Below are 25,909 nucleotides of genomic sequence, written 5' to 3' on the forward strand. Positions count from 1 at the left end.
TATCATGTTATTATATCATTTTAAGGAGAAATTTTAGCAATGAAAGAAAAAAATGTAAAACTTAATGGTAAAACCGTTCTTATCACAGGTGCTGCAGGCTTTATCGGATCACACCTTGCGGTAAGGCTGCTTGATGAGTTTGAAGATATAAAAGTTGTCGGCTATGACAATGTAAACGACTATTACGATGTAAGACTTAAGGAAGAGAGACTTGAGAATCTTTCAAAGTATGAGAACTTCATTTTTGTGAAGGGAGATATTGCGGATAAAACAGCTGTTGATAAGGTTTTTGCTGAGTATAAGCCCGCAGTTGTTGTAAATCTTGCAGCTCAGGCAGGTGTCCGCTATTCAATCGAGAATCCCGGCGCTTATATCGAAGCAAACGTGATCGGATTCTACAATATCCTTGAGGCATGCAGACATTCAGAGCCCAAGGTAGAGCATCTTGTTTATGCTTCCAGCTCAAGTGTATATGGCGGAAATACAAAGCTTCCTTTCTCAACAAAGGATCAGGTTGACCATCCCCTTTCACTTTACGCTGCTACCAAGAAATCCAATGAGCTTTTTGCTTATTCATACAGTAATCTCTATGGCATGGCTACAACAGGTCTTCGTTTCTTTACTGTTTACGGACCTATGGGACGCCCTGACATGGCACTTTTCCTCTTTGCAGACAAGCTTCTTAGAGGTGAGACAATCCAGATATTCAACTATGGTAATTGTAAGAGAGACTTTACCTATGTGGATGATATCGTAACCGGAGTTGTCAATGTTATGCAGAGTACACCCGATGAGGATGAAAAGGGCAACAGATATAAGGTTTACAACATTGGTAACCACAACCCTGAGAACCTTATGGATTTCGTAGATTATCTTCAGCAGGAGCTTGTTGCTCACGGAGTGCTTCCTCAGGACTTTGATTTCGAGGCTCACAGAGAGCTTCTTCCCATGCAGCCCGGTGATGTAGAGGCTACATTTGCAGATGTTGACGACCTTATGAATGATTTCGACTTCAAGCCGGATATGCCTCTTAAGGAAGGTATTCACCGTTTTGTTGACTGGTATGCAGGATATGTAAAGCGCAGAGACGCATAAATCGGGGGACTATGGACAAAATTATGCAAAGCCGTATGGACCGCGGCTTTTTCAGACATCAGGATGAATATGAAGCAAAAGCCCTCGAGGTACTTCGCTCAGGCTGGTATATCCTTGGCAAAGAGGTGGAGAACTTCGAGGAGGAGTTTGCCGCTTATGTAGGAACCAAATACAGTGTAGGTCTTGCCAGTGGACTTGATGCCCTCTGGCTTGCCTTCAAGGTTCTTGGCATAGGGAAAGGTGATGAAGTAATCGTTCAGGGAAATACATACATAGCAAGTGTTATGGGTATTACTATTAATGACGCAACACCCGTTTTTGTTGAGCCTGACGAATACTTTCAGATCGATGTAGATAAGATTGAAGAGAAGATAACCGATAAGACCAAGGCAATACTTGTTGTTCACCTCTATGGACAGTCCGCGAAAATGGACAGGGTTCAGGAGCTCTGTAAAAAGTACAATCTTAAGCTTGTTGAGGACTGTGCTCAGTCTCACGGAGCATGCTTTGATGGTAAGATGACAGGAAGCTTTGGAGATATCGGATGCTTTTCCTTTTATCCCTCAAAGAATATGGGAGCCTTCGGAGACGCGGGTGCTATAACCGCTAACGATCCGGAGCTGGCTCGACTTATGAAAATATACCGCAATTATGGCAGTGAGAAGCGCTACCATAACATGGTTGTAGGGGCTAACTCCAGACTTGATGAGATGCAGGCAGGGCTGTTAAGAGTTCGCCTTAAATATATTGATGAAATAAATACCGAGCGTTCTGAAATAGCTAAAAAGTATGCTGAAGGTATTACCAATCCGCTTGTTATTAAGCCTCAGGTAAGAGATGGCGCTACAAGTGTATGGCATCAGTATGTCGTAAGAGTGAAGGATTGCAGGGATGAATTTATGGACTACCTTGCTCAGAATAACATAACAACCATAATTCATTATCCTATTCCGCCTCATCTTTCAGAGGCATATAATTATCTTGGCCTTAGTGAGGGAACACTTCCCGTTACTGAGTGCTATGCGAACGAAGTTCTTTCGCTACCCATATATGCAGGAATGACTGATGAAGAACAATCGTATGTTATCGATTGCATCAATTCATTTAAATAATCCCATCCGGAGCAAACCATGAAAAGGAATATTAAGCTCAAAGCATTAAGGATAACTCTGTTTCTGGTAAATGTAATAGTAGTTCTTCCCATACTTATTCTGGCTTTTTATAATGTGCCTTCGGCTGATGATTTCAGCATGGCGTATGAAGTACATGAGTCTTATGTATCGGGAGGCTTTTTTAGCGCGATAATAAAGGCTATATACATGGGAATCTGGTATTACTTTAACTGGACCGGAGTTTACTTTAGCAATACGCTTACAGCGCTGGCGCCCAGTGTTTTTGGTGAACATTTTTATTTTATCGGAACCTGGGTGGTTCTTTTTATGTTTGCTTTGGGACTGTGGTACTTTTTCAAGCAGCTTTTATGCGAAACACTCCGTGTGGAGAAGCATCTGGCAGGATGCATAACAAACATTATGTTTTTCCTTCTTGTTCAATGTATGCCTGTCGGAGCTTCAAGAGTGGAAGGCTTTTTCTGGTATAGCGGAGCAATCAATTATCTCTTTATGTTTGGTTTTGCGCTTCTTTGGCTTGGAATGATTTTGCACCTTGCCAGCCTTGAGTCTGTGAAGGGATATCTGGTTCCGATATTGTCAGTTATGGGATTTCTACTTGGAGGTGCCAATTATATGACATCTCTCAGTCTTGCAATAATATCGGTGTGTATTTTAATCATTTCAATAATAGCAAGTGTTTCTGTAAAAGCTCCTCTTGAAAAACAGATCGAATTAAGAAAACATGAGATATTTAAAATTGCAGAGAGGTTTGATGGCCTTAAGCGGGCATATATTCCTACTATCTGCATGCTTGTAGGTTTTGCTTTATCGGCAATTGCACCCGGAAATAAGGTAAGATCTGACTCGGCAGCCTTTAATCCGATCAAAGCTATTCTAATGGCTGTTTACTATACTATGGATGCCATGCTTGGAAAGTGGTTGACCTGGCCGACGATTATTTTGCTTGTATTTTTGATTCCTTTTTTGTGGAAGGCAACAGGCCGCATCAAACGCTTTTATGGCTTTGAGCATCCGGCTCTTTTTACAGCCTTTTGCTTTTTGCTTTCAGCAGCGTCTATAACTCCGCCGATCTATGCAACAGGAAGCATTGAGGCAGGAAGGATCCAGGCTTTGTTCTACATGCAGGGAATGATTCTCCTTTCTTTGATAATAGGCTACATGTGCGGCTGGATACGCTATGTCATTAAACCTGCCAAGCTTATTGACGGAGATGTACTTGCTAAAAGAAAGCCAAAGGATTTTCTGGAGGACGCTTATCTTGGACAGCATGCCACCAGAGTGGTCTTTGCGGTTTCAGCAGCCTTTATCGCAGGCTCACTTCTGGCAGTAAAGCCTGAGCCTGACCTGTATACAGGTACTGCAGCGCTTGAGGATATTTTCAGTGGTGATGCTTATTGCTATATGAAGGAATTTGATGAAAGACTTAAGGTTCTTAAGGATGATAATGTAAAAGAAGCAGAATTTAGTGCTTTTTCTGTGCATCCGCAACTTTTGTTCTTTTCAGATATCACAAAGGATGAAGGGGACTGGCTTAACAAAGCCATGGCTGAATATTATCATAAGGACAAAGTGGTTTTACAGAATGACTAAATCAAAAAGGTGGGGACTTTCTTGGGAAGAGATAGTAAAAACAACAAAAATACAGAGGCTGTTGGCGGAGTAACGGGATTTGACAGAGCTCTTACAGGCTTCGTAAATTCCAATATTGATAAGATCGCGCTGGCTGCTTTGGTGCTTATAGGAGTTCTGGTGCGTATTTTTCTTATTCCGGAAACAGAGCTGTCACCTGACTATAACAGCTATTATCTGCCCTGGACCCTTGCTTATAGGGACTATGGCTTCTTAGGCGGACTTTCCAAGGATATTGGAGATTATTATGTTCCCTACAATGTGATGTATGCTATTTGCTCGCTGTTTCCCTGCGAGCCCTACATACCTATTGCTTTGTTTTCCATGGCAGCTGAGTTTGTGAGCGCATGGTTTGTAAGAAAGATTCTTCTGCTCCTTTTAAATGAAAAGGGTGTTGATGAGAAGAGGGCTGGTCTTATCGCTTCCTTTGCCGCTGCTATCACATTACTTTTGCCCTTTGTTATCTGGAATGGAGCACTTTGGAAGCAGTGTGATGCCATTTATGTTGTATTTCTTGTGATTTCTGTTTATTACCTTTTAAAGGACAATTACAGGGCAGCATTTATTTTCCTTGCTGTTTCCTTTAGCTTTAAGCTTCAGGCGATTTTCTTTGTGCCGCTTTTCCTGGTACTTTATTTTGCAAGAAAGAAATACAGTATACTGGAGTTTTTATGGATTCCTGCTATGTATCTTATAATGGGACTCCCCTGTGTGCTATGCAGACGAGGACTTCGCGCAACCTATCTTGCGTACTTCCTGCAGACCCAGGAGGTGTCCACGGAAGGCTATGGAATGGTATCCTATTATCCCAATTTCTATAACTTTGGTCTGGATAACTATGATGAGATACTCACGAAGCCTGCTATTTTACTTGCTGCAGCGGTTTTGGGCGTGTTTGCGGTTTATGTGATCTATCACAGACAATTTCTTGAAAACAAAGAGAATACTCTTTACTTTGGGCTTTTTATGGCATGGACCTGCTGTATGTTCCTGCCTGGAATGCACGAAAGATATGACTATGCAATAGTTCTTCTGATGACTGCATATTGTCTTGCTATACGCAGAGACAAGCTGTGGGTGGCAGCACTTATGAATGTTAATTCAATGCTTGTGTATATCGCTGTTCTATTCAAGGAGATGGTGGTTCCGATCACAGTGATATCAGCGATACAGATAGCCATCTACGCGTTTGTCGCATTTGATCTTGTAAAGAGGATTGGAGGAGAACGTGCATAAAATTCTTCAAAAGCTTTCAATGATCTTTTTTATACCGTTTACTGTATTAAGCTTGCTGATTCTTGGAGCAAGCTTTTTTACAACTATATACTACGACATAGATCAGGGAGCGGATCTTCCAAGATTCGGGTCGGAAAAATATCTGCTCCTTTTGGTAGGAGTCTTATTGTTCCTACTGGCTGCATATTTTGTAGGCAGAGTTAAGCCCGGGAAGGTTCTTCCTGTAGCGCTTTTACTTGAAGCAGTAGTCTGTCTTTTTATTATTTTTACGTCAAAAGCGGTGGCGGTTACTGACGGACTTACCCTGGATGAGATTATAAATGCATTTAACGCAGGTGATTACAGCAGTTTGGATAAAGGTGGTTACATGTTCGTATATCCTTTTCAGATTGGATATGTGGCTATAGGTCAGATAATCGGCAGAGTGTTTGGACCAAGCAATTATCCGGTTTTCCAGGGGATAAACCTTGCTGCTATTTTAATCTCCTTTGTGTATTTGAATAGGACCACAAAAGAGCTCTTTGAAAATGAAAAAGTATGCAGCATATTCGCACTTTTGTCATTTATGATGTTCTTTTTGTTTGCGTATGTGACCTATGTTTATAACGATGTATGGTCAGTTGCTCCCGGAATCATGGCAATCTGCTATGAAATCTGCTACCTCAAAAGGCATAAGATAAAGGATGAGCTTCTGGCGGCACTATTTCTGGGTGTAGGGTGCCTTTTAAAAACAAATCTCTACATAGCACTTATAGCTATGGCAATATTGCTGGCTGTTGACTGCATTGACGGAGTGTTATTAAAGTCTGACGAAGCAGGAAAAAAGAGCGTAATAAATATTGCCTTTGTGATTCTTTTAGCTGTCTGTGCTCTTTGCCCCTTGAAAATTCTTGGTGCAGGCTATGCCAAGGCAGCAGGCCTTAGCGAATACCCGGCCGGTGTTCCAAGCTCAACCTATTTTGCCATGGCGATGCAGGAGGGCGAAGGAGAATGGGGATGGTATAACGGATTTAACAGGAATACCTTTGATGAAAATGATTACGACAGAAATATGACGGATAAGGCAGCTAAGGAAGCGATTTCGGCAAGGCTTTCCGAGTTTAAGGACAGGCCCCTTCATGCAGTTAGATTTTATGTGAGAAAGTTTCTTACTCAGTGGGCTGATCCAACATTTGTATCCATGAGGAATTATGAGCTATCCATGCGACATTCTGATTCTCAGTCAGGCTTTGCCAGGTCGCTTGTGAGTGGCTTCTGGTCCAATGTTTTTCAGGGAATAATGGATATAGCACATTTCCTTGTTTATCTTGGAGTTTTCATCTACTGCGTGGTTACCATAAAGAAAAAGAGCCTTGATCTTACTCAGGCTCTTCCGATACTCTTTGTGTTTGGCGGTATGCTGTTTCATGAAATCTGGGAGGGCTCTTCCAGATATATAATCAGATATTATCTGATGCTGCTTCCCTTTGCAGCCTATGGAATAAATACTGCAGTTGATTTTGTTTCTTCAAAGCTTTTCAGGAAGAGTTAAGACCCGTTCCCTGAAATAACAACGAAGTTCCCGAAGGTTCTGACATTCATAAGCTCGGAAGCATCTTCCTTATCAGCGCCTACAAGGCCAAGCTGTGAGACGTGGAGTATGAAAATATCTCCAGCCCCAAGATGCTCACCTGCACTGTCTCCTATATCTTCGGGAAGACCAAATTTAAAATGCGTAAAGGAATCAGCGATGCGAAACTCAGCATCCGGATCCTTATAATGAACCGTCTGAAGGAAATCTTTGGGCGGTGTTTTTGTGTAATAAAGCGCGATCATAAAAGGTGCAGAGACATGCTCATAGGTGGAGTATATCGTAGAGCTGTCACCAGCGAGCTTGTCAGCATAGGCGCAGGCTTCTCCGTAACCAGGCATATAGCTCTCTGCGCTCAGGCTGTTGAACTCAGTAATGTATGTATTTGAAAATAATATAGATGCTACTACAAAAAGAAGTGGTACTACTGCCTTTGCAAGTATGGCAGCGTATTTCTTTACAGCTGAGGCGGAATTCTTTTCAATTGTGACAAATTCGCCAACTACAAATATGAAGCCCCTTGCAAGATAGTAAATCACAGGGATGAATATCAGCACCATTCTTGTGATATCCTCTTCCACAAAAAGTCCGAAAATCAGAGAGGGGAAGAAGAGTGTATGAATAACAAGGTCAATCAGTTCACCTCTCCTTGAGCGGATAATACTTATTACGATTCCCAGTAATGACATAGGGAAGGTAAAGGCATAAAATGGCGGAAAGCCAGGTATGTAATTTAGTATCTGCTCGGATGAGTCGCCAAGTGTCAGGTTTTTGATTATAGTAAAGAGGTTTTTGCCTACAGAAAGAAGAATGCCTGAACCTGAAGCGAATACGGACCTTTTGGCAGTAAACTTCGTTATTGTGAAAAACGGAGTAACTATTGCGGGAAGGTCTAAGGCATTGATTATATAAAAAGTAAAGAGCGGTGCTGTAAATAAGGCAAATACCAGCACTCCGACTATTATCTGAAAGGTTGTCATCCGCTTGTTTTTCTTAAATATTATGCACATCAGAATGAGATGTGCCGGTATTACGAAGGTGGATGCGCCGTAGCTGTAAAGCGAAATCGCATACAGAAATGCGGAAAGTGCGTAGAGCAGTGTGGCAGCAGTATTGGATGCGCTAAGAGATCTGCTCTTTTTTCTATCTCTGTATTTAAATAAAATACCGATATTCTCGAAGGCTGAGGAATCCTTCTGCTTTGTGGATGCGATGACAAATACCAGAAGGGCTGTAAGAACCCAGAAGGGGGTGGTGTTACTGTCAAGACTCCATCTTGAGAGCATGATGTGCCAGGGGCAAAGAGCGATGACACAAAGGCTTACAAGTGGTATCCACAAATATTCTCCCGTGACATACTGAAGGGATGTTGCACTCTCGCTTTCCAGTACGGATTCCAGACTGAGTTTTTTTATCAGAAGAAATGCTATTACAAGTGTAAGACATCCAAGAAAAGCCGGAAGAGCACGCAGAGTTAATGCGTTACTTCCAAAAAGAAAGGTAGTAACAGCGTTAAGGTATATCATCAGAGGGCTTCCGCCGCCTGAACCATAGGTGATTGGATAAACAGGGTATCTGTTGCCGTCACGGTCTATTCCAAAGACTGAGAGAATATATGCCTCATATCCAATAGAAGCTTCATCCTGATGGAGTCCCTCCGGGATTTTTGCAAGCCTATATAATCTAAGAGCGGTACCAATCACTATGATTGCCACCGGTAGAATGATCGTATATATCTTATTGTAGGTAATGCCTGACAGATTTATCTGTGAAAAGGATGACTTATCTCTTTTTGAGTAGAGAAAAAGCGAAATTATGATAATGCCCAAATAGCTGATAAGGAATACCGGGTTAATAGTCTGCATAACTTTCTCCATGGTAAAACATGCGTTATATAGCGGTAGTTCTTTAATTATAGGTAACTGTGAGGTGGCAGTCAAACGCTAAGTTGAAAAAATAATTACCTATGATATAATAAGCGCTGTTATAGATATTTATTTGGAGGAAATAAAATGCCAATCAAGGTAAACAGCTTTTTGGGTAAATTTGGATGGTTCGCTAGGAAGCATTTTCCTATGCTTGCAAGTGAGGCATATCTTAAGCTTCAGTTTGCTACCCGTCATAAGCAGCAACAGGATTATATAGATTATTTCATGAATGCTAAGGAAGTTCCGATGCCAAACGTGGTAAACATCGAGACTATAAACAGATGTAATTCCACCTGCGCATTCTGTACAGCTAATGTACATGCTGAGAAGAGACCTCTTTGCAAAATTGATGATGATCTTTATAAGAGCATTATCGACCAGCTTGCAGACTGGGGATATAAGGGACACCTTACACTCTATGGAAATAATGAGCCCTGGCTTGATACCAAGATTGTTGAGCGTCATAAGTACGCAAGGGAGAAGCTTCCGGACAGTTTTATTTTCATGAGTACTAACGGACTTATTCTTGATATCGATAAGGTTAAGCAGATTAAGCCCTATATCAATCAGCTTATTATTAATAACTACAGCATGGAGTTTAAGCTTCATAAAAACATCCAGGAAATTTATGAGTATGTTAAGGCTAATCCCGATGAGTTCAAGGATCTGGATATCGAGATTCAGATGAGATATCTCCAGGAGGTTCTTACTAACAGAGCGGGATCAGCACCTAATAAGCAGGCTACAGAGAAGGTAATAAAGGAGACCTGTCTTCTTCCCTTCACAGATATGTGGATCATGCCTAACGGAAAGCTTGGATTGTGCTGCTGTGATAACTTTGAGGTTACTAATTATGCAGACCTTGCTACCACAAGTCTTAAGGACGGATGGGCATCAGAGGAGTTCATGGCTGTTAGAAGGAAAATCGCATCTGGCAGACAGAATGAACCCTTCTGCAAGCACTGTGATTTCATAGATGCAGGCTTCCGTATGACAATAGTTAAGGCTATTCTTGAAGGAAGAGATCCCAATAAGCTTGGTGGTCACGAGAGAATGGGACTGTTTAAGAAGGAAGACTGATAGGCAATCGGAGGGATTGTGAAAACAATAGCAGGAAGAATCGCAACGAGATGGCACTACATCCTCGTAGGAATGTTTATTATAGCTGCTTCTTTGATGTATCTGATAGTCGGTGAAAACAGCTATATTGCAATACCCGATAATCTGGACCTCTTTGTGGCCCAGTATAAAATGATGAAAAACACAGGGACATTCTGGGCACATGCCGTGGATGTCCCGTTTCTTAATGGAATCAGCAGGGACAACCTCCCGGGTGAATTCTATTTATACAGCATACTTTACATGATATTCCCTACATATATAGCGTATATTGCGGGGTATATCCTGAAAATAATAATAGCGCTGGTTTCATGCCTCCTTCTTTGCAGGGATTTCCTTCCTGATGAGAAGCCCGGAGATATTGCATGGATCTGTGCGTTTGCCTATGGAATCCTCAACCTGTTTCCGGCATTTGGAATATGCTTTGCATCTATTCCGCTGGTAATTTACTTTTTGAGGAAAATCTACAGACTGGGATTTTCAAAGCCTGCCATAAAGTACTATGTTTTATTGTTCCTTTACCCGGTAGTTTCCTATTTTTCTTATTTTGGAATGTTTATTCTGGGATATCTGGTACTGGCTATAATATGGAGACTTATAGCGGATAAAAAGCTTTCACTTCCGCTTTGCGTTGCACTTGTAATTCTCTCAGCGGGTTTTGTGATCTTTGAATACAGACTCTTTGGAGCGATGCTTTTTTCTGATGAGGTGACAATAAGAAGCACCATGAAGGATGCATCCATGAGCTTCTCAGAGATTTTTGCACAGTGCGCTGATGTATTTAAAAATGGAATGATGCACGCTGATGATGCTCATTCATATTTTGTTTTGCCTGTATGCACCTTTTACTTTTTCTTCCTTAATATCCGCTATATCATCAGGAAAGATTTTAAGGGAATGGTGCATGATATATATAATTTGTTTGCTGTTCTTCTCGTATTTAACAGCTTTGTCTATGGTATATACTACAGCGAAGGAATGAGAGATTTTGTAGCGCTTGTTCTTCCGCCGCTTACCGGATGGCAGTTTAACAGGACTATATTTTTTAGTCCGTTCCTATGGTATGCTTCGCTTTTCATAATATGTATCAGAATGGCGAAGAGGGAAAATGTAATTCTGAGGCTCCTTGCGAGGATGCTTCCCGTGGCAGCAGTTTTTGTAATTCTGCTTGGATCAAAGCATTACAATGACCTCTACGACACGGCTTATGGAACTCTTTACAAAATACGAACCGGACATGAAGTGGACAGACTTAATTATTCGGAGTTTTATTCTTCGGAGCTATTTGATACAATAAAGAACGATGTCGGCTATAATGAGTCCGACTGGGCCGTTGCATACGGAATGCATCCGGCAGTGCTGGAGTACAACGGCATTTCAACCCTTGATGGGTATCTTGGATTTTATTCTCAGGAGTACAAGGAGAAGTTCAGGAGGGTCATTGCCCCCGCTCTTGAGAGAAAAGAGAACACCAGAATCTATTTTGATGACTGGGGTGCAAGGTGTTACCTTTATTCCGGAACAGATGATTCCATTGTTATGGCAACAAGGAGTATGACCGGGGTAACGGATAACAACATTTATATTGAGGATAAAGCTCTTTCTGATCTTGGATGCAGATACATCTTTTCCAGAATTGAGCTTGAAAATGCGGATGAGAAGAATCTGACTCTCAGGGGAGAATATGAGGATAGCTCATCGCCGTATAAAATATATGTTTATGAACTAAAAAAATTTAAAACGAGAGGTTAGAGATGGATAAGATAGCAGTTCTTGTTCCCTGCTACAATGAAGAGCAGACAATTGAAAAGGTTATTAAGGATTCAAGGGAGGCTCTTCCTGATGCGGTGATTTATGTATATGATAATAATTCGTCAGACCGCACAGCAGAGATCGCTGAAGCTAATGGCGCAGTTGTTCGTCATGAGTACATGCAGGGAAAAGGAAATGTTATTAGGAGGATGTTCAGAGAGATAGACGCTGAATGCTACATCATGGTTGACGGCGACGATACATATCCTATGGATTCTGCTCCCGGAATGTGTGAACTGGTTCTTGAGAAAAATGCAGATATGGTTGTAGGTGACAGACTTTCATCTACATATTTTACGGAGAATAAGAGACCTTTTCACAATTTTGGAAACAGCCTTGTAAGAGGAAGTATCAATCATCTTTTTGACTGCGATATCAGAGATGTCATGACAGGATTCCGCGCTTTCAGCTTTGAATTTGCCAAGACATTCCCTGTTTTGTCTACCGGATTTGAGATTGAGACCGAGATGACTATTCATGCAGTCAACAACCATATGCAGATTGAGAATTATATCATCGAATTCCGTGACAGACCTGCCGGATCTGAATCAAAGCTCAACACATATTCGGATGGCATGAGAGTGCTCATGACAATTGCCAGACTTTACAGAGACTACAAGCCAATGGGATTTTTCTCTATTGTTGCTCTGATTTTGGCACTTATTTCCGTGGGGTTCTTTGTTCCGATCTTTGCGGCATATCTTGAGACGGGATTGGTTGCGAGGTTCCCTACTCTCATCGTATGCGGATTTGTAATGCTTGCTGCGATTTTGTCATTGTTTGCAGGTATGATATTGCACAACATGACAATTAACCACAGGCGTGAATTCGAAATGCGACTTATCAGTCTCCATTCCGAGAAGAAAAGGCTATTGTAATCCGGCCTTTTGCGTTAGGAGGTAATCTATGAAAAAAAGATTTGCTACAAGTATTTTAGCTATAGTAATGGCAGCTACAGTTTTTGGATGCGGAGATCCTTCAAAGCTCACATCCAAAAAGAATGACACTACAGTTAGTCAGGAGCAGGAAAGCGTTGCTGATTCCAGTAATGCGGCAAGCGCAGCAGACGCTGCATCATCTGAAGAGATAACTCAGGAGCAGAATACTGAGAATCAAAATGGTGACAGCGCAGTTACTGATGGTGATACTGCTTCAGCAAGTGCAGATATTTCTGTTACAGAGGAAGAGATCGTTGTACCTGAGGTTCCCACAGAAGAGGTTCAGCAGCCTGTTGAGACTACAGAAGTAGAAGAGACCAAGGAAGATGAAGAAGATAAATACTATGATATAGTTTTTATCGGAGATAGTCAGTTTGATAATGCAAGAGGAACAGGTTCTGATATTCCCGCATATACCTGCTCACTTCTTGGTAAAAAGGTGAAATTTTACAACCTGGCGATTGGCGGAACGGCAGCATCTCTTGGAAGGGAGATGTCCACAGATTTAGAGACCTTTGATGATTCAAGCTTCATTGGAATCTGCTATGCACTTGCAGGTAAGATTAAAACAGATTTCCTTGATCAGTATCCTGCAGGAAATGAGCTTAAGAAGGTTAAGCCTAAGAATGTTGATCTTTACATCATAGAATATGGTGCAAATGACTATATAAACGGAAAAGATCTGTACAACTCATCAGCAGGACTTGATCCTCATACATATAGTGGAGCCCTTTCAGCAGGTATTGGTGAGTTACAGGCTATAAGCCCTGATGCAGATTTTATTCTTTGCGGACCCTCCTATGGTTATTGGTATAATGGCGAAGGCGTATTTATCGGTGACAGCTTTTCTGTAAGTAAAGGAATTGGTACCCTTTCAGAATACGCCAATACTGCCAGTAATCTGGCAAGCTCTATGGGAATCACATACTTTGATTCCATGTATGCTTCCCAGTTTGACTTAAAGAATGAGACAGCAGAGGATTATCTTGCCGACGGTCTGCACTACAATGAAAAAGGACGACAGATCTACGCAGCTGTTCTTGCACACACGATTCAGAAGCTTAGAGGTAAGGACGACAGCGAGATGCCTTATCTGGAGATCAATAGCTTTGACTTCTGGGCATATAAAGATAGCCTGAAAAAATAATGATATTTTAAGAAGTGTCGGTTTATAAAGCCGACACTTCTTTTATTTACATAATTTTGGTATACTGTTATGTAATTTAGGCGGAATTATATCCGCACATTTTTATACTATGAGGTCGAACAATGCAGTTGATTTCTTTCGAGTTTTTAATCTTTTTGCCGGCTATGGCGCTCATCTATTTTTTGATTCCCGCTAAGTTTCGACATATCTGGCTTTTTTTGATTAGCTGGGGATTTTATCTTTCACTGGATTTACGAGGATTTCCGATTCTTTTATTTACATCGCTTTCTGTATACTTTGGCGCAAGGATCATGGAAAAGTTTGAAGATGCAAAGCGGAAGGCTGTTCTTGCTGTTGTGATCATTTCAAACCTGATAATACTTGGTCTTTCCAAATATAGTGGACTGACCTTCCTCTCAGCTGTGGGAATGTCATTCTTCATGTTCATGGCCATAGGCTATATGGTTGATGTTTACAGGGGAGACCTTTACGCAGAGAAGAATTTCTTTATTCTGGCGCTGTTTATTTCCTTCTTCCCTCAGATTACATCAGGTCCCATAGAGCGTGCAGGACACATGCTCAGACAGTTCAGGGAGCCTAACGACTTTTCATATGAGAGAATGAGAGACGGCCTGCTTCAGATGATGTGGGGCTATTTCATGAAAATGGTGATAGCAGACAGATGCGCTATTATCGTTGGAACAATATATGGTGATCCTGTTAAATATGCAGGAACGGCCACACTTATTGCTTCAATTCTCTATACCTTTGAAATTTACTGTGACTTTGGCGGATACAGTAATATTGCCATTGGATGTGCCAAGGTTCTGGGCTTTGATCTTATGAAGAACTTTAATGCTCCTTATCTTTCGGCCAACGTGCAGGAATTCTGGAGAAGATGGCATATCTCCCTCTCATCATGGTTTAAAGATTACGTATATATTCCTCTTGGGGGAAACAGGAAGGGTAAAACAAGAAAATATATCAACATTTTGATAGTGTTTATATTGAGTGGAATCTGGCATGGCGCTAATTATACCTTTGCAATATGGGGACTTCTTCACGGAGTTTACCAGGTTGCAGGTCATATGCTTGCACCGGCAAGAGAGAAGCTTTGTGAAGTATTCAAGGTACAAAAGAACAGCTTTTCACACAGGCTTATAAAGATTATCATCACCTTCATGCTGGTAAATATTGCATGGATATTCTTCAGGGTTCAGGATATCAAGGCTGCTGTGTACATGGTTCTTAATATCTGGAAGCCTGCACCGTGGTTTATCTCAAAGGGCACAATTTATGAGCTTGGCCTGGACAGACCTAACGTGCTTCTACTTATGGCATCCATTGGGCTTCTTATAGGTGTGGATATAGCCAATAAATATGGAATTAGCATAGCAGAGAAGATCAAAAACCAGGGCATATGGCTCAGGTGGCTTATATATATTGCAGCTGTGGTTCTTATCGTAACCTGTGGAATATGGGGACCCGGATATGATGCTGCCGGCTTTATTTATCAGAACTTTTAAGGAATTACGTCATGAAGAGAAAACTGATTCTTATTATAAAAACATTTATATTTCTTGTGCTGCTTGCAGGCGTACTTGTAACGGTAATGCTTGTGACTGAGCGCAAGACCAGTTACATGAAAAACAAGGACTTCTTTGAAGAAGCAAAACAAGACCATCTTGATGTACTTTTCATCGGATCGTCGCATGTTATAAACGGTATAAATCCGCTGGATCTTTATGAGGAATATGGAATAACATCCTACAATCTTGGAGGTCACGGAAGCCTGCTAAAGGAGAGCTACTGGCAGCTTATAAGAGCGCTTGACTACTGCAAACCCGATTATGTGGTTGTTGACTGCTTTATGATGGACAGAAACTATGAGTACATTGATGAGATGTACGAGGAGACTCCCGAGGAATTCAGACAGGCAGCCATAAGTCAGCTCCACCTCAATATGGACGCATATCCGCTTAGTAAGCTCAAAATGGCAGCAGTTAAGGATCTTGTACATGATCCGGAGATACAGAAGCAGTATCTGTTTGATTTTATCGTGTATCACAACAGATGGAATGAACTGGAGCAGAAGGATTTCCAGAAGCTTACAGGAAAATCCGAGTACAACATGCTCATGGGTGCTGAGATGAAGCACGAGCTTGAGGATGATATTACCTACGACTACGAATATGATAATGAGGCAAGACTCCCGGAGCACACCGTGTGCGAGGAGTACCTTATGAAGATCATAGATGAGTGCCAGAGAGACGGCATAGGAATTGTTTTAACTTTCCTTCCCTTTGCCGGAGAGCCTCAGGATTTTCAGTCCGCCAATTCAGCAGCAGACATAGCGGAGGCCTATGGAGTGCCTTATATCAACATGCTTCAGATGGGAGACATAATCGATCCCAAGGTTGATCTGAGCGACCCCGGTCATCTGTCAACTACAGGAGCTAAGAAGGTTACTGATTATATCGGGGCATGGCTTTCTGAGAATGCCGATCTTCCTGATCACAGAGGAGATGCAGAGTATTCAAAGTGGGATCAGCTCCTTGCGGATTATAATGACGAGCTTAAGGATAAGTCAGTAAGATACAGACAGCTTTCCACACAGCTCAACATGCTTTCGCTTAACAAGGCCAGTGCTATCCTGTATCTTACAGAGGATTCACCTGCATTACAGGATCCGTGGTTTAGACATATTGTTTCAAATTTGTCGGGAACGGATAAAATAGAACAGGCTGCCAATAATCATCAGCAGTATTTCCTGCTTGTAGACAGGGCTTCAGGCAATATTTATGAGGCTGTGGACTATGAGTCAATCGAAAATATGACCACCTCAATGGGAGAAATGACATATATTCCTATTGAGAAAAGATTCCGTTTGTTGTATCTTACATCAGATGAGAACAATAATTTCTTATATGATGATGATCATTTAAGTGAGGATGTTCAACTTATAACTTATGATAATGAAAGCGGTGAAGTGCTCTCTCATATATACTGTGAGTCTTCTCACAACTATGAGATAGAGGAATGATCCGTGAAAGAGAGAGGTTTTATGAATAAAATTTGTATCGTAGGAATAGCTGGAGGTTCTGCTTCCGGAAAGACCACCATCGTAAACAGAATCAGAGAACAGTTTGGTGATGATATCGTGGTAATAAGCCATGACTCATACTATAAGGCTCACAACGATCTTTCTTATGATGAGAGATCAAGACTTAACTACGATCATCCGTCATCTTTTGATACAGAGCTTCTGATTCGTGATGTAATGAAGCTGAAAAATGGCGAGGAAGTTGATATCCCGGTTTATGATTACGCTATTCACAACAGATCCGAGCAGACCGTACATGTAATTCCCAAGCCGGTTATACTTCTTGAGGGTATTCTTATTCTTGAAAATAAGCAGTTAAGAGATCTTATGGATGTAAAGGTATTCGTTGACACTGATGCAGACGAGAGACTTATGCGCCGTATCAGAAGAGATACCATAGAGCGTGCAAGAAGCGTGGCTTCAGTTCTGACTCAGTATTCAGAAACAGTTAAGCCTATGCATGAGCAGTTTGTAGAGCCCAGTAAAAAGTACGCAGATCTTATTATTCCCAGAGGTGGAGAGAACCTCACAGGTATCAATATCTTTACAGAGCACTTGAAGGCAATGTTGCGCGAGGAGGTCAACTGAGTATGGTGGTATTATCCGCTCTTGCTCTAATATTATGGCTTTTTATAGTTCCGATGGGGATGGGACTTTTAATTCAGAAAATATTGCCCACCACCAAAAAGACCATCGGGATAAATTTTTTATGCGGATATCTTTTGTCCTTTGCTGTATTCGAGGTCATCGCCATCTGGTGCATGATCAGGATACAATATGGGGCTTTTCATAAGTGCACCATCGTGTTTGCAAGTATAGAGGGTATTCTTGCGATAGCAGGCTACGCCTCTAAGATTTGGGAAATCCAGAGAGAATATGATAAAAACAGCAATCTGTTCTATCTGTTTTTTCCGGGAGATGAGAGATCAAAGCCCGAAGCCCTCATGAGTCCAAGGACTGACGTAAGGGTTATGAAGTTTCAGTACACAAGAGAAAGCCTGTTGTATTGGGGGATATTTTTCCTAATAGTACTTTTCCAGCTGTATAAGGCAGTGACAATGGCACCCTTTGATGGAGACGATTCCTACTATGTTGTGGAATCACTTCTGGCTCAGCAGGCGGATGTTATGAACACCATTCTTCCCTATACAGGAAGCTCCACCGCGCTTGATATCAGACATGCCATGGCGGTATTTCCTATTTGGATAGCCTTTATAGCTAAAATGAGTGGAATTCATGCGACTATAGTATCTCATACTATTATGCCACTTCTCATAATTCCCATGGTTTATCTGATCTATCTTGAGATGGGACGCATCCTGCTCGGTGTCAGACAGGACATGATTCCTGTATACATGATCTTTATCTCGATGTTTACAATGTTTGGAAATACTTCAATCTATACACCTGAGACATTCCTCATGATGAGAACCTGGCAGGGAAAGGCCATGGTTGCGAACTTTGTCATTCCTTTTGTTATCTGGCTCTTTTTGTGGATGTTTGACGACTGCAGAAAGCCCGGATTTTTGTGGAAGGAAGAGACAGCGGGAGGACTTAGAATTGTAAGAAACAGCACCTGGCTGCTACTGTTTTTCCTTAACATGGCAGCAGGAATAATGAGCTCCATGGGAATCATATTTGGAACAGCTCTGGCAGGACTGTTTTCATTTTTGCTTCTCATTTACACCAGAGACTTTAGGATTATTCCCAAAGCTTTGCTGTCAGTAATTCCGACGGGAGTATATCTGCTAATTTATACTTCTCTTTAAAAATATCCAGGGGAGACATTTTATGTACGGAATTTTTATGGAGTGCTGGGATATCTTTAAACAATACGGTGGTAATGGGTATCTTCTGGCACTTTTTGTTGCATCATTGATCTATCTTCTGATCGCTGAAAAGGATAATAGGAAAAGACTTGTTATAGCCGTTGCTCCGCTTATGGTGCTTGTGGGATTTTTTATTCCGCTCACCAGAAAGGTGTACGTGAGGGTTTTGAGCGATGGCGGGGACACCTACTACAGACTTATGTGGCTGATTCCCATCGGGGCATGTATAGCGTATGCCGGCTGCAAGCTTTTCATGAATCATAAACGCATTGGACTTGTTGCTGTCAGTGCGGCGATTATTCTGTGCGGAAGTCTTGTTTATAAAAATGAGAATATGTTCAAGGCAGAAAATGCCTATCATATTCCGCAGCTTGTTGTGAAAATATGTGATGTGATAAGACCTGAGGAGACAGAACCCAGGGTCAGAGCGGTTTTCCCTTCAGAGCTTTTACAGTATGTAAGACAGTATGATACAAATATTCTCATGCCCTATGGCCGTGATATTATTCACTGGAACTATTACAATGCGGTTCATGAGGCCTTTGAAAACACTGAGGTCATAAATGCCGAGGAGCTTCTTGAGGCAACAAGGCAGGCGCAATGCAGATATATAGTTATGCATGAGAGTAAGGAAATAGATGTATCCCTTGAGGAAATGGGACTTACACTTGTTGATAATGTTGAGGGCTATAACATTTACGAGGATGCGGAGTACGTTCAGTAATGAGTGCCCGTGGTAGCAGGTAAATATGACATTTAATTCATATTCTTTTATCTTCATATTTTTGCCGGTGTTTTTGGCCGGAGTATGGGTGATTCAGAGCTTTTATCCTGAGAATGGTTTTAAGGAGAAGCTTATGAAAATTTGGCTGATAGCGATGTCAGCCTTTTTTTTCGTGGGGTACGGACAGTTTAGCGTGCTGATTTTCGGCAGCAGTATACTTGGTAACTTTCTGTTTTTATTCAGAATTTCCAGGAGACTTAAAAAATGCAACGGAAACACAGATGACTGGCTCATAAGACTCTATAAGATTTCTGCAATTATCTTAAATGTTATCCTACTTTGTTTCTTTAAATACTTTGGAACAGGAGCTATGCCTGTAGCCATAAGCTTTTATACCTTCTCACAGATAATGTATGTGGCTGACCTGGGAAAAGAGGATAGCTTTGATGCATTGGATTACCTTAGCTATATCACCTTCTTCCCCAAAATCCTTCAGGGACCTATCGCGGACCATAAGAGCATAAAGGAGGGGCTTGAAAAGTTACCTTCCGGAAGAATTAATTCGGATGATATATCAGCAGGAATCATGCTCTTTACGCTGGGACTTTTCAAAAAGGTAATCCTGGCGCAGGTCCTTGGTGAGGCTGTGGATTATGGCTACGCAGGTCTTGCAGGTATGACCGCCCTTGATGCAGTTATTCTTGCGGTTTCTTATTCCTTCCAGCTTTACTTTGATTTTAGCGGCTATTGTGATATGGCGGAGGGAATATGCAGAATGCTTGGAATGGAGCTTCAGATGAACTTCGATGCTCCCTATACCTCCGGAAATATCGCAGAATTCTGGGACAGATGGCATATTTCGCTTACTAAGTTTTTTACAAGATATATCTATATCCCCCTTGGCGGAAGCAGGAAGGGAGTAGTCAGAACCTATTTAAATATTCTGATAGTGTTCTTTATAAGCGGTATCTGGCACGGAACAGGGCTGACCTTTATTGTATGGGGAATGATGCACGGTGTTCTGATGGTCCTTACAAGAATTTGTGGAAAAAAAGCAGGCAGTGGGAGGAAAAATCCTTTGAAGGTGCTCCTTACCTTTATGTATGTGACGGCTGCGTGGGTGTTCTTCAGAGCACCTTCACTTTCAGATGCCATGACACTTCTTTGCAAAATAGTTAACCCTGATGCCTGGAGCGGGCTCCATATATCCATTAAATTTGCTGAATGCTTCATGGTGGATGAGATATGGTATGTCTTTAAGGTTACGCCCATTCCTAACTGGAACAAGAGTAATTACATCTGCATGTGGATAATTCTCTGTGTGTCTGCGCTTTTAGTGTTCTGGGGCAAAACTGCGAAGAAGATTGCTGCAGGAAGCGCGAATGTAATAACCTCTGAAGATGATAAAAACAAGATGAAAAAGTGGGCAGTATCCGTAGCGTACGGTATACTGTTTGTCTGGTGCGTGCTCAGTCTTGGCGGAGTAAGTACCTTCCTTTATGTGAATTTTTAATTTGGTGATCATATATGAGCTTAAAAAGCAAAGGTGGAAAAAACTTTATAAGACGTTTTATATGTGTGGTGCTGTTGATTTTAATAATGGTTTCGGCTCTTGTTATTTATATAGATCCGTTTTTCCATTATCATGCACCTCTCCCGGGATTTCCGTATATTGTTGATAACCAGCTCTCTCAGAATCCCGGGATGGCAGAGTGGATGGATTATGACAGCTGTATCATAGGGTCATCCATGACAGTTAATTTTCATACAGATGATTTTAATGAGCTTATGGGGCTTAATACGCTTAAGCTTTCCTATAGCGGTGCTTATCCGAGGGATGATTACAATATTCTCAGCATTGTATTTGATGAGAAGACTCCTGCCAGGAAGAATAATAAGGTTAAGGCGGTTTTCCTGGGGCTGGATATTCCTACTCTCACAGCAGAGGTGGATGAGATCAAGTATGAGCTTCCCATGTACCTCTACGATAAGAATCCAATAAACGATGTTAAGTACCTGTGGAATAAGGATGTTTTGCTTGAATATATTTTGAAGCCGATCATCCAGAAGAAGGGCACGAACTTATCGGAGGTCTATGCCAGCTGGTGGACAGAGGATTACTACAATATCCAGTATGTAATGCATGGCTATGAGGCTCCTGAGCCTGTGAGTGAGGAGATGGATCCGGAACTTTTACTTCCAAAGACGAAGGAGAATCTCGATGTGAATATTCTCCCCTTCATAAGAGATAATCCGGATACTGATTTTTATATCTTTTTCCCGCCCTATAGCATTCTTTACTGGAATAATGTACTTACGGAAAACCATATGGAAGCCACAGTGAATCAGTACAAATTTGCGGCAAATGAGCTTTTGCAGTATGATAATGTGCATCTGTTCTATTTTCAGAATATGGAAGAAGTAGTGACAGACTTAAACAATTATGCGGATTATACGCACTATAATCCAAGGATCAACCGATATATGACTGAATGCTTCGCAGATGGAACGCATGAGGTTAAGAATATCGAGGAATTTGAAAATGAGCTTAATGAAATGAGACGCATTGTGGAGGAGTTTGATTTTGAGGCGCTCTTTTCGGAGGAGTATTAAAGAGAGGTTTTTATGGCGGATTTCAGATCAGATAAGAGAAGGAAAAAAGAGAACAGTGAAGGCGGAATACCCGGATGGGTCCACCTTGTTGTACTGGGACTTATAGTCGCACTTATTGCTTTTGGAGCGATCAAGCTGGTTAAGTGGAACAAGGGAAGAGAGCTGGAGCAGGTTGAGGTAGATGCTTCCGAGTATGAGGTTGAGCGTCTCGATCAGATCTTTTTACTTCCTTCTGAAAAAAGGGAAGGCCACGAGGATGATGGCAAGGAGACAATCCTTGTGCTCGGTAATGATGCGATTACCTATGACATGTCAGAGGACGGTGTCTGTGCTCAGATAGCTGATAAGACAGGTGCTGAGGTTATAAATGCCGGTTTTTCAGGCAGTACCATGGCTCTTGCAAGCCCTGAGGGCGAGGGAGATTACTATGATGGCCTCAGCTTTTACAGTATTGCCAAGGGACTTACGGAGGGTAATGTACAGAGCATCGTCGACTCCACATGGGGACTTGGTGATAATACCATGCAGGAACAAGCCGAGAAGCTTGCCACTCTGGATATGAATACTGTGGATACGCTTGTAATCTACTACGATGCAACTGATTATATAAAGCTTCGCCCCGGAATGAATCCCGGTAATCCGATGGATCCCATGACATATATGGGCGCCCTTGATTCAGGAATAAAAATGATTCAGGAAAAATATCCTTTTATCAGAATCGTATGCATGTCCTTTACCTTCTGCTATGCCTATGACTCAGACGGAGTTCTGAAAAATGGCGACAGAGTAGACTTTGGTAACGGTAAGCTTACAACATATCTTCAGCATATGATAGATACCTGCGGTGAGACCGGTGTTTCCTTTGTGGATAACTACTATGGAACAATTGATGAGGGTAACAGTGCGGATTATCTTCTAGATAACATTCATGTAAACAAGGATGCCAATAAGGTTATCGCCACTCATTTTGCAGAGGTGATCTACGGATAATTATGAAAAAGAACGGACTTACTGCAATTCTGGTACTTCAGGGAGCTGTACTGATATATTCACTTACTACTGTTATCAGTAAGCTTGTATCGAATTACAGAATTTTATCAAAAGAATTTATACTGCTTTATCTGTTGGATTTTGCGGTGCTTGGAATTTATGCCGTTATGTGGCAGCAGCTTTTAAAGCGTTTCGAGCTTTCAATAGCCTATGCCAATAAGGCGATGACCCTTCTGTGGTCACTTCTTTGGAGTGTATGGCTATTTCATGAAAAGGTGACTGTGCCTAAGATAGTAGGCGTGGCACTGGTTATAGCAGGAACTATTATTCTTAACAGACCTTCGGAAGAAGCTGATGCTAGCGAAGAGATGAAGGGAGGAGCAAAATGATTCCTTTCATAATACTTGCGCTGTTTGGGCAGCTCCTTGCATCTGTTTCCCAGATACTACTTAAGAAAAGCTCAGGGAAGGAATACCCTAATTTTATAAGGCAGTACCTTAACGTCCTTGTTATAGGCGGCTATGGACTTCTGGTCATTTCCATGCTTGTGGCAATTATCTGCTACGGACACATGCCATATATGTATGTGGTGATCATTGAGCCCGTGGGATACATACTTGTTATGTTTCTTAGCAGATTTTTGTTTAAGGAAAAGATCACGAAATCCAAGCTTGCAGGAATGGTGCTGATTTTAAGCGGAATTCTGATTTTTTACCTGATGTAACATCATGATTTAAAGGATTTGCATTTATTTCTTTAAACAGTTAGAATACATTAGAGATTTTTCATCGTATATAATTACGGAGGGTTTATGAGAACATATCTTGTAACAGGCGGTGCCGGATTTATCGGTTCCAATTACATTCATTACATGTTTAAAAAGTATGACAATGAGATTCGCATTATCAATGTGGATGTCCTTACCTATGCAGGTAACCTTGAGAACCTCAAGGACGTAGAGGGCAGAGATAACTATACATTTGTTAAGGCTAATATCTGCGACAGAGAGGCTATTAACAAGATTTTTGAGGAGAACGACATCGACCGCGTTGTACATTTCGCGGCTGAGAGCCATGTTGACAGATCAATCGTTAATCCCGAGATTTTCGTTGAGACTAACGTTCTTGGTACAGCTACAATGCTGAATGCAGCTAAGAAGGCATGGGAGCTTCCCGATGGCTCATATAAGGAAGGTAAGAAATTCCTTCATGTAAGTACAGATGAGGTTTATGGTTCACTTCCTGAGGATCCTGACGCATATTTTTATGAGACAACACCTTACGATCCCCACAGCCCGTACTCAGCTAGTAAGGCAAGCTCAGACATGCTTGTTAAGGCTTATATGGATACATATAAGTTCCCTGCAAATATTACTAACTGCTCCAATAACTACGGACCATTCCAGTTCCCGGAGAAGCTTATACCTCTTATGATCCACAATGCACTTGAGGGCAAGGCACTTCCCGTTTACGGTGATGGTAAAAACGTTCGTGACTGGCTCTATGTTGAGGATCACGCTAAGGCGATCGACATGGTTCAGGAAAAGGGCAGACTTTTTGAGACCTATAACATCGGCGGACACAATGAGAAGCAGAACATTGAGATCGTTCAGACAATCATCGACGTGCTTCGTGAGTCCCTTGATGATTCTGATCCCAGAAAAGAGAAGCTTACTTATGACCTTATAACTTATGTTGAGGATAGAAAGGGACATGATCGTCGTTATGCTATCGCTCCTGATAAGATTAAGGCTGAGATTGGATGGGAGCCTGAGACAATGTTCAAGGAAGGCATCAGAAAGACAATCAAGTGGTTCTTTGCTCATGAGGACTGGATGGAGCATGTGACAAGCGGAGACTATCAGAAGTACTACGATGACATGTACAGCAGTAAGTTTTGATAATTTAATTGGTTAGGCAGTAATATAGATATAACAGGAGAGCTTTGGTAAGGCTATTTTACCGGGCTCTCTATTGTTGCGTTATAGAGCCCTCATCGGGCATGGAGAAAAAATGAGTAAAATATCAATAGTTGTTCCGGTGTATTACAATTCAGATACACTCGAGATGCTCTACGAGGATATGAAGGAAAAAATTCTCGGGAAGCTTGGAGATTATGAGATAGTTTTTGTTGATGATGGATCAGGGGATAACTCCTGGGAGATCATGAACAAAATAGCTGCGCAGGATAAGAATGTGGTTTGCACAAGGCTCTCAAGAAACTTTGGTGAGCATGCTGCAATCCTTGCAGGTCTTTCTGTGTGCACCGGTGACTGTGCAGTTACCAAGCAGGCAGATCTTCAGGAGGATTCCACACTTATTCTGGATCTCTACGAGAAATGGAAGGAAGGCAATAAGGTTGTTCTTGCGATAAGAGCTGACAGAGACGAGGGTGCTGTAAAGAAGTTCTTTGCAGGTATGTACTACTGGCTTGTAAGAAAGACTATAAATAAAGATATGCCCCAGGGTGGCTGTGACTGCTATCTCCTGGACAGACAGGCAATCAAGGTCATCCAGCTTATGGATGAGAAAAATTCATCCCTTACACTTCAGGTTATGTGGATTGGCTTTAAATCTGCCAAGGTTTATTTCCACAGAAAGGACAGGACAGTAGGTAAATCCCGCTGGACCTTTGCCAAAAAGTATAAACTTGTGGTGGATTCCATGATGAGCTTTTCCTACTTTCCCATCAGGGCTATAAGCATGATAGGTACTCTTGTAGCGTTGGCTGCCTTTGTGGGAATAATTGGCGCAATATACGAGAAGCTTACTGTAGGAACTCCGATAGCCGGATATGCATCACTTATGTGCGTAGTCCTCTTTGCAACGGGACTTATTATGTTGACTTTGGGAATCCTTGGTGAATATGTGTGGCGCGCGCTTGATGCATCCAGATCCCGTCCGCCATTCATCATAGATGAAGTTCGTAAAAGCGAGTAAGAATTTAAGCACAAACAAATGATAGATAACGCCGTTTATGTTATAGTATAAGATGGTGTAAGTTTATCAATGATATAGATAAATTGAATTAATATTGTTGATTT

Annotated in this window: 22 protein-coding genes; 21 read left to right on the plus strand and 1 reads right to left on the minus strand. The window is 41.6% G+C overall.

What is annotated here, in order from left to right:
* Positions 1-39: 39 nt before the first annotated feature.
* From G601_RS0101680 to G601_RS0101700, 5 genes are read left to right on the plus strand one after another with little or no spacing between them, the layout of a single operon-like run.
* Positions 40-1,095, plus strand: coding sequence for an NAD-dependent epimerase/dehydratase family protein (locus G601_RS0101680; protein ID WP_026664277.1), 1,056 nt, complete (start codon positions 40-42; stop codon positions 1,093-1,095).
* Positions 1,096-1,106: 11 nt separating this feature from the next.
* On the plus strand, positions 1,107-2,207 hold the full coding sequence (locus G601_RS0101685) for a DegT/DnrJ/EryC1/StrS family aminotransferase (RefSeq protein ID WP_026664278.1): 1,101 nt from the start codon (positions 1,107-1,109) through the stop codon (positions 2,205-2,207).
* An 18-nt stretch (positions 2,208-2,225) separates the two neighbouring features.
* Entirely contained in the window at positions 2,226-3,818 is a 1,593-nt protein-coding gene (locus tag G601_RS0101690; RefSeq protein ID WP_026664279.1) for a DUF6056 family protein, read from the plus strand.
* Between the two features lie 21 nt (positions 3,819-3,839).
* Entirely contained in the window at positions 3,840-5,093 is a 1,254-nt protein-coding gene (locus tag G601_RS0101695) for a hypothetical protein (RefSeq protein ID WP_026664280.1), read from the plus strand.
* Positions 5,086-6,624, plus strand: coding sequence for a glycosyltransferase family 39 protein (locus G601_RS0101700; RefSeq protein ID WP_026664281.1), 1,539 nt, complete (start codon positions 5,086-5,088; stop codon positions 6,622-6,624). The genes G601_RS0101695 and G601_RS0101700 overlap by 8 nt, the downstream gene beginning before the upstream one ends.
* On the opposite strand, the gene G601_RS0101705 is transcribed toward G601_RS0101700, so the two are convergent.
* Positions 6,621-8,540 (minus strand): hypothetical protein, encoded by a 1,920-nt coding sequence (locus G601_RS0101705; RefSeq protein WP_207638005.1) that lies wholly within the window; start codon positions 8,538-8,540, stop codon positions 6,621-6,623. The genes G601_RS0101700 and G601_RS0101705 overlap by 4 nt on opposite strands.
* Before the next feature lie 135 nt (positions 8,541-8,675).
* Between G601_RS0101705 and G601_RS0101710 the strand changes: the two genes are divergently transcribed.
* The 16 genes from G601_RS0101710 (at position 8,676) to G601_RS0101785 (ending at position 25,805) form a co-directional block, all read left to right on the plus strand.
* Complete coding sequence (locus tag G601_RS0101710; protein WP_026491565.1) at positions 8,676-9,671, plus strand: radical SAM/SPASM domain-containing protein; 996 nt, start codon at positions 8,676-8,678, stop codon at positions 9,669-9,671.
* A gap of 18 nt (positions 9,672-9,689) precedes the next feature.
* The gene (locus G601_RS0101715) at positions 9,690-11,462 is read left to right on the plus strand and encodes a DUF6044 family protein (protein WP_026664283.1); all 1,773 of its coding nucleotides are present in this window, start codon (positions 9,690-9,692) and stop codon (positions 11,460-11,462) included.
* 2 nt (positions 11,463-11,464) lie between these two features.
* Entirely contained in the window at positions 11,465-12,400 is a 936-nt protein-coding gene (locus tag G601_RS0101720) for a glycosyltransferase family 2 protein (RefSeq protein WP_026664284.1), read from the plus strand.
* A gap of 28 nt (positions 12,401-12,428) precedes the next feature.
* Positions 12,429-13,607, plus strand: a complete 1,179-nt coding sequence (locus G601_RS0101725) for an SGNH/GDSL hydrolase family protein (RefSeq protein WP_026664285.1) — start codon at positions 12,429-12,431, stop codon at positions 13,605-13,607.
* Between the two features lie 311 nt (positions 13,608-13,918).
* A complete protein-coding gene (locus tag G601_RS0101730) occupies positions 13,919-15,133 on the plus strand; it encodes an MBOAT family O-acyltransferase (RefSeq protein WP_196808785.1) in 1,215 nt (404 codons plus the stop codon).
* Between the two features lie 11 nt (positions 15,134-15,144).
* Positions 15,145-16,650, plus strand: coding sequence for a hypothetical protein (locus G601_RS0101735; RefSeq protein WP_026664287.1), 1,506 nt, complete (start codon positions 15,145-15,147; stop codon positions 16,648-16,650).
* 21 nt (positions 16,651-16,671) lie between these two features.
* Positions 16,672-17,298: a uridine kinase gene (udk, locus tag G601_RS0101740; RefSeq protein WP_026664288.1), complete on the plus strand. Its 627-nt coding sequence runs from the start codon at positions 16,672-16,674 to the stop codon at positions 17,296-17,298.
* 2 nt (positions 17,299-17,300) lie between these two features.
* On the plus strand, positions 17,301-18,479 hold the full coding sequence (locus G601_RS0101745) for a DUF6077 domain-containing protein (protein WP_026664289.1): 1,179 nt from the start codon (positions 17,301-17,303) through the stop codon (positions 18,477-18,479).
* A gap of 22 nt (positions 18,480-18,501) precedes the next feature.
* On the plus strand, positions 18,502-19,263 hold the full coding sequence (locus G601_RS0101750; RefSeq protein WP_026664290.1) for a hypothetical protein: 762 nt from the start codon (positions 18,502-18,504) through the stop codon (positions 19,261-19,263).
* A 25-nt stretch (positions 19,264-19,288) separates the two neighbouring features.
* The gene (locus tag G601_RS0101755; protein WP_026664291.1) at positions 19,289-20,776 is read left to right on the plus strand and encodes an MBOAT family O-acyltransferase; all 1,488 of its coding nucleotides are present in this window, start codon (positions 19,289-19,291) and stop codon (positions 20,774-20,776) included.
* Positions 20,777-20,850: 74 nt separating this feature from the next.
* Positions 20,851-21,876 (plus strand): hypothetical protein, encoded by a 1,026-nt coding sequence (locus G601_RS0101760; RefSeq protein ID WP_242834361.1) that lies wholly within the window; start codon positions 20,851-20,853, stop codon positions 21,874-21,876.
* Positions 21,877-21,888: 12 nt separating this feature from the next.
* Positions 21,889-22,866 carry an SGNH/GDSL hydrolase family protein gene (locus G601_RS0101765; protein ID WP_026664293.1) on the plus strand — a complete coding sequence of 326 codons (978 nt, stop codon included), beginning with the start codon at positions 21,889-21,891 and terminating at the stop codon, positions 22,864-22,866.
* 2 nt (positions 22,867-22,868) lie between these two features.
* On the plus strand, positions 22,869-23,255 hold the full coding sequence (locus tag G601_RS0101770; RefSeq protein WP_026664294.1) for an EamA family transporter: 387 nt from the start codon (positions 22,869-22,871) through the stop codon (positions 23,253-23,255).
* The gene (locus G601_RS0101775; RefSeq protein ID WP_026664295.1) at positions 23,252-23,590 is read left to right on the plus strand and encodes a multidrug ABC transporter; all 339 of its coding nucleotides are present in this window, start codon (positions 23,252-23,254) and stop codon (positions 23,588-23,590) included. The genes G601_RS0101770 and G601_RS0101775 overlap by 4 nt, the downstream gene beginning before the upstream one ends.
* Before the next feature lie 87 nt (positions 23,591-23,677).
* Positions 23,678-24,766, plus strand: a complete 1,089-nt coding sequence (gene rfbB, locus G601_RS0101780; protein WP_026491551.1) for a dTDP-glucose 4,6-dehydratase — start codon at positions 23,678-23,680, stop codon at positions 24,764-24,766.
* Positions 24,767-24,878: 112 nt separating this feature from the next.
* Complete coding sequence (locus G601_RS0101785; protein WP_026664296.1) at positions 24,879-25,805, plus strand: glycosyltransferase family 2 protein; 927 nt, start codon at positions 24,879-24,881, stop codon at positions 25,803-25,805.
* The last annotated feature ends 104 nt before the right edge of the window (positions 25,806-25,909 follow it).

The organism is Butyrivibrio sp. FC2001 (genome assembly GCF_000424125.1).
Classification (GTDB): domain Bacteria; phylum Bacillota; class Clostridia; order Lachnospirales; family Lachnospiraceae; genus Butyrivibrio.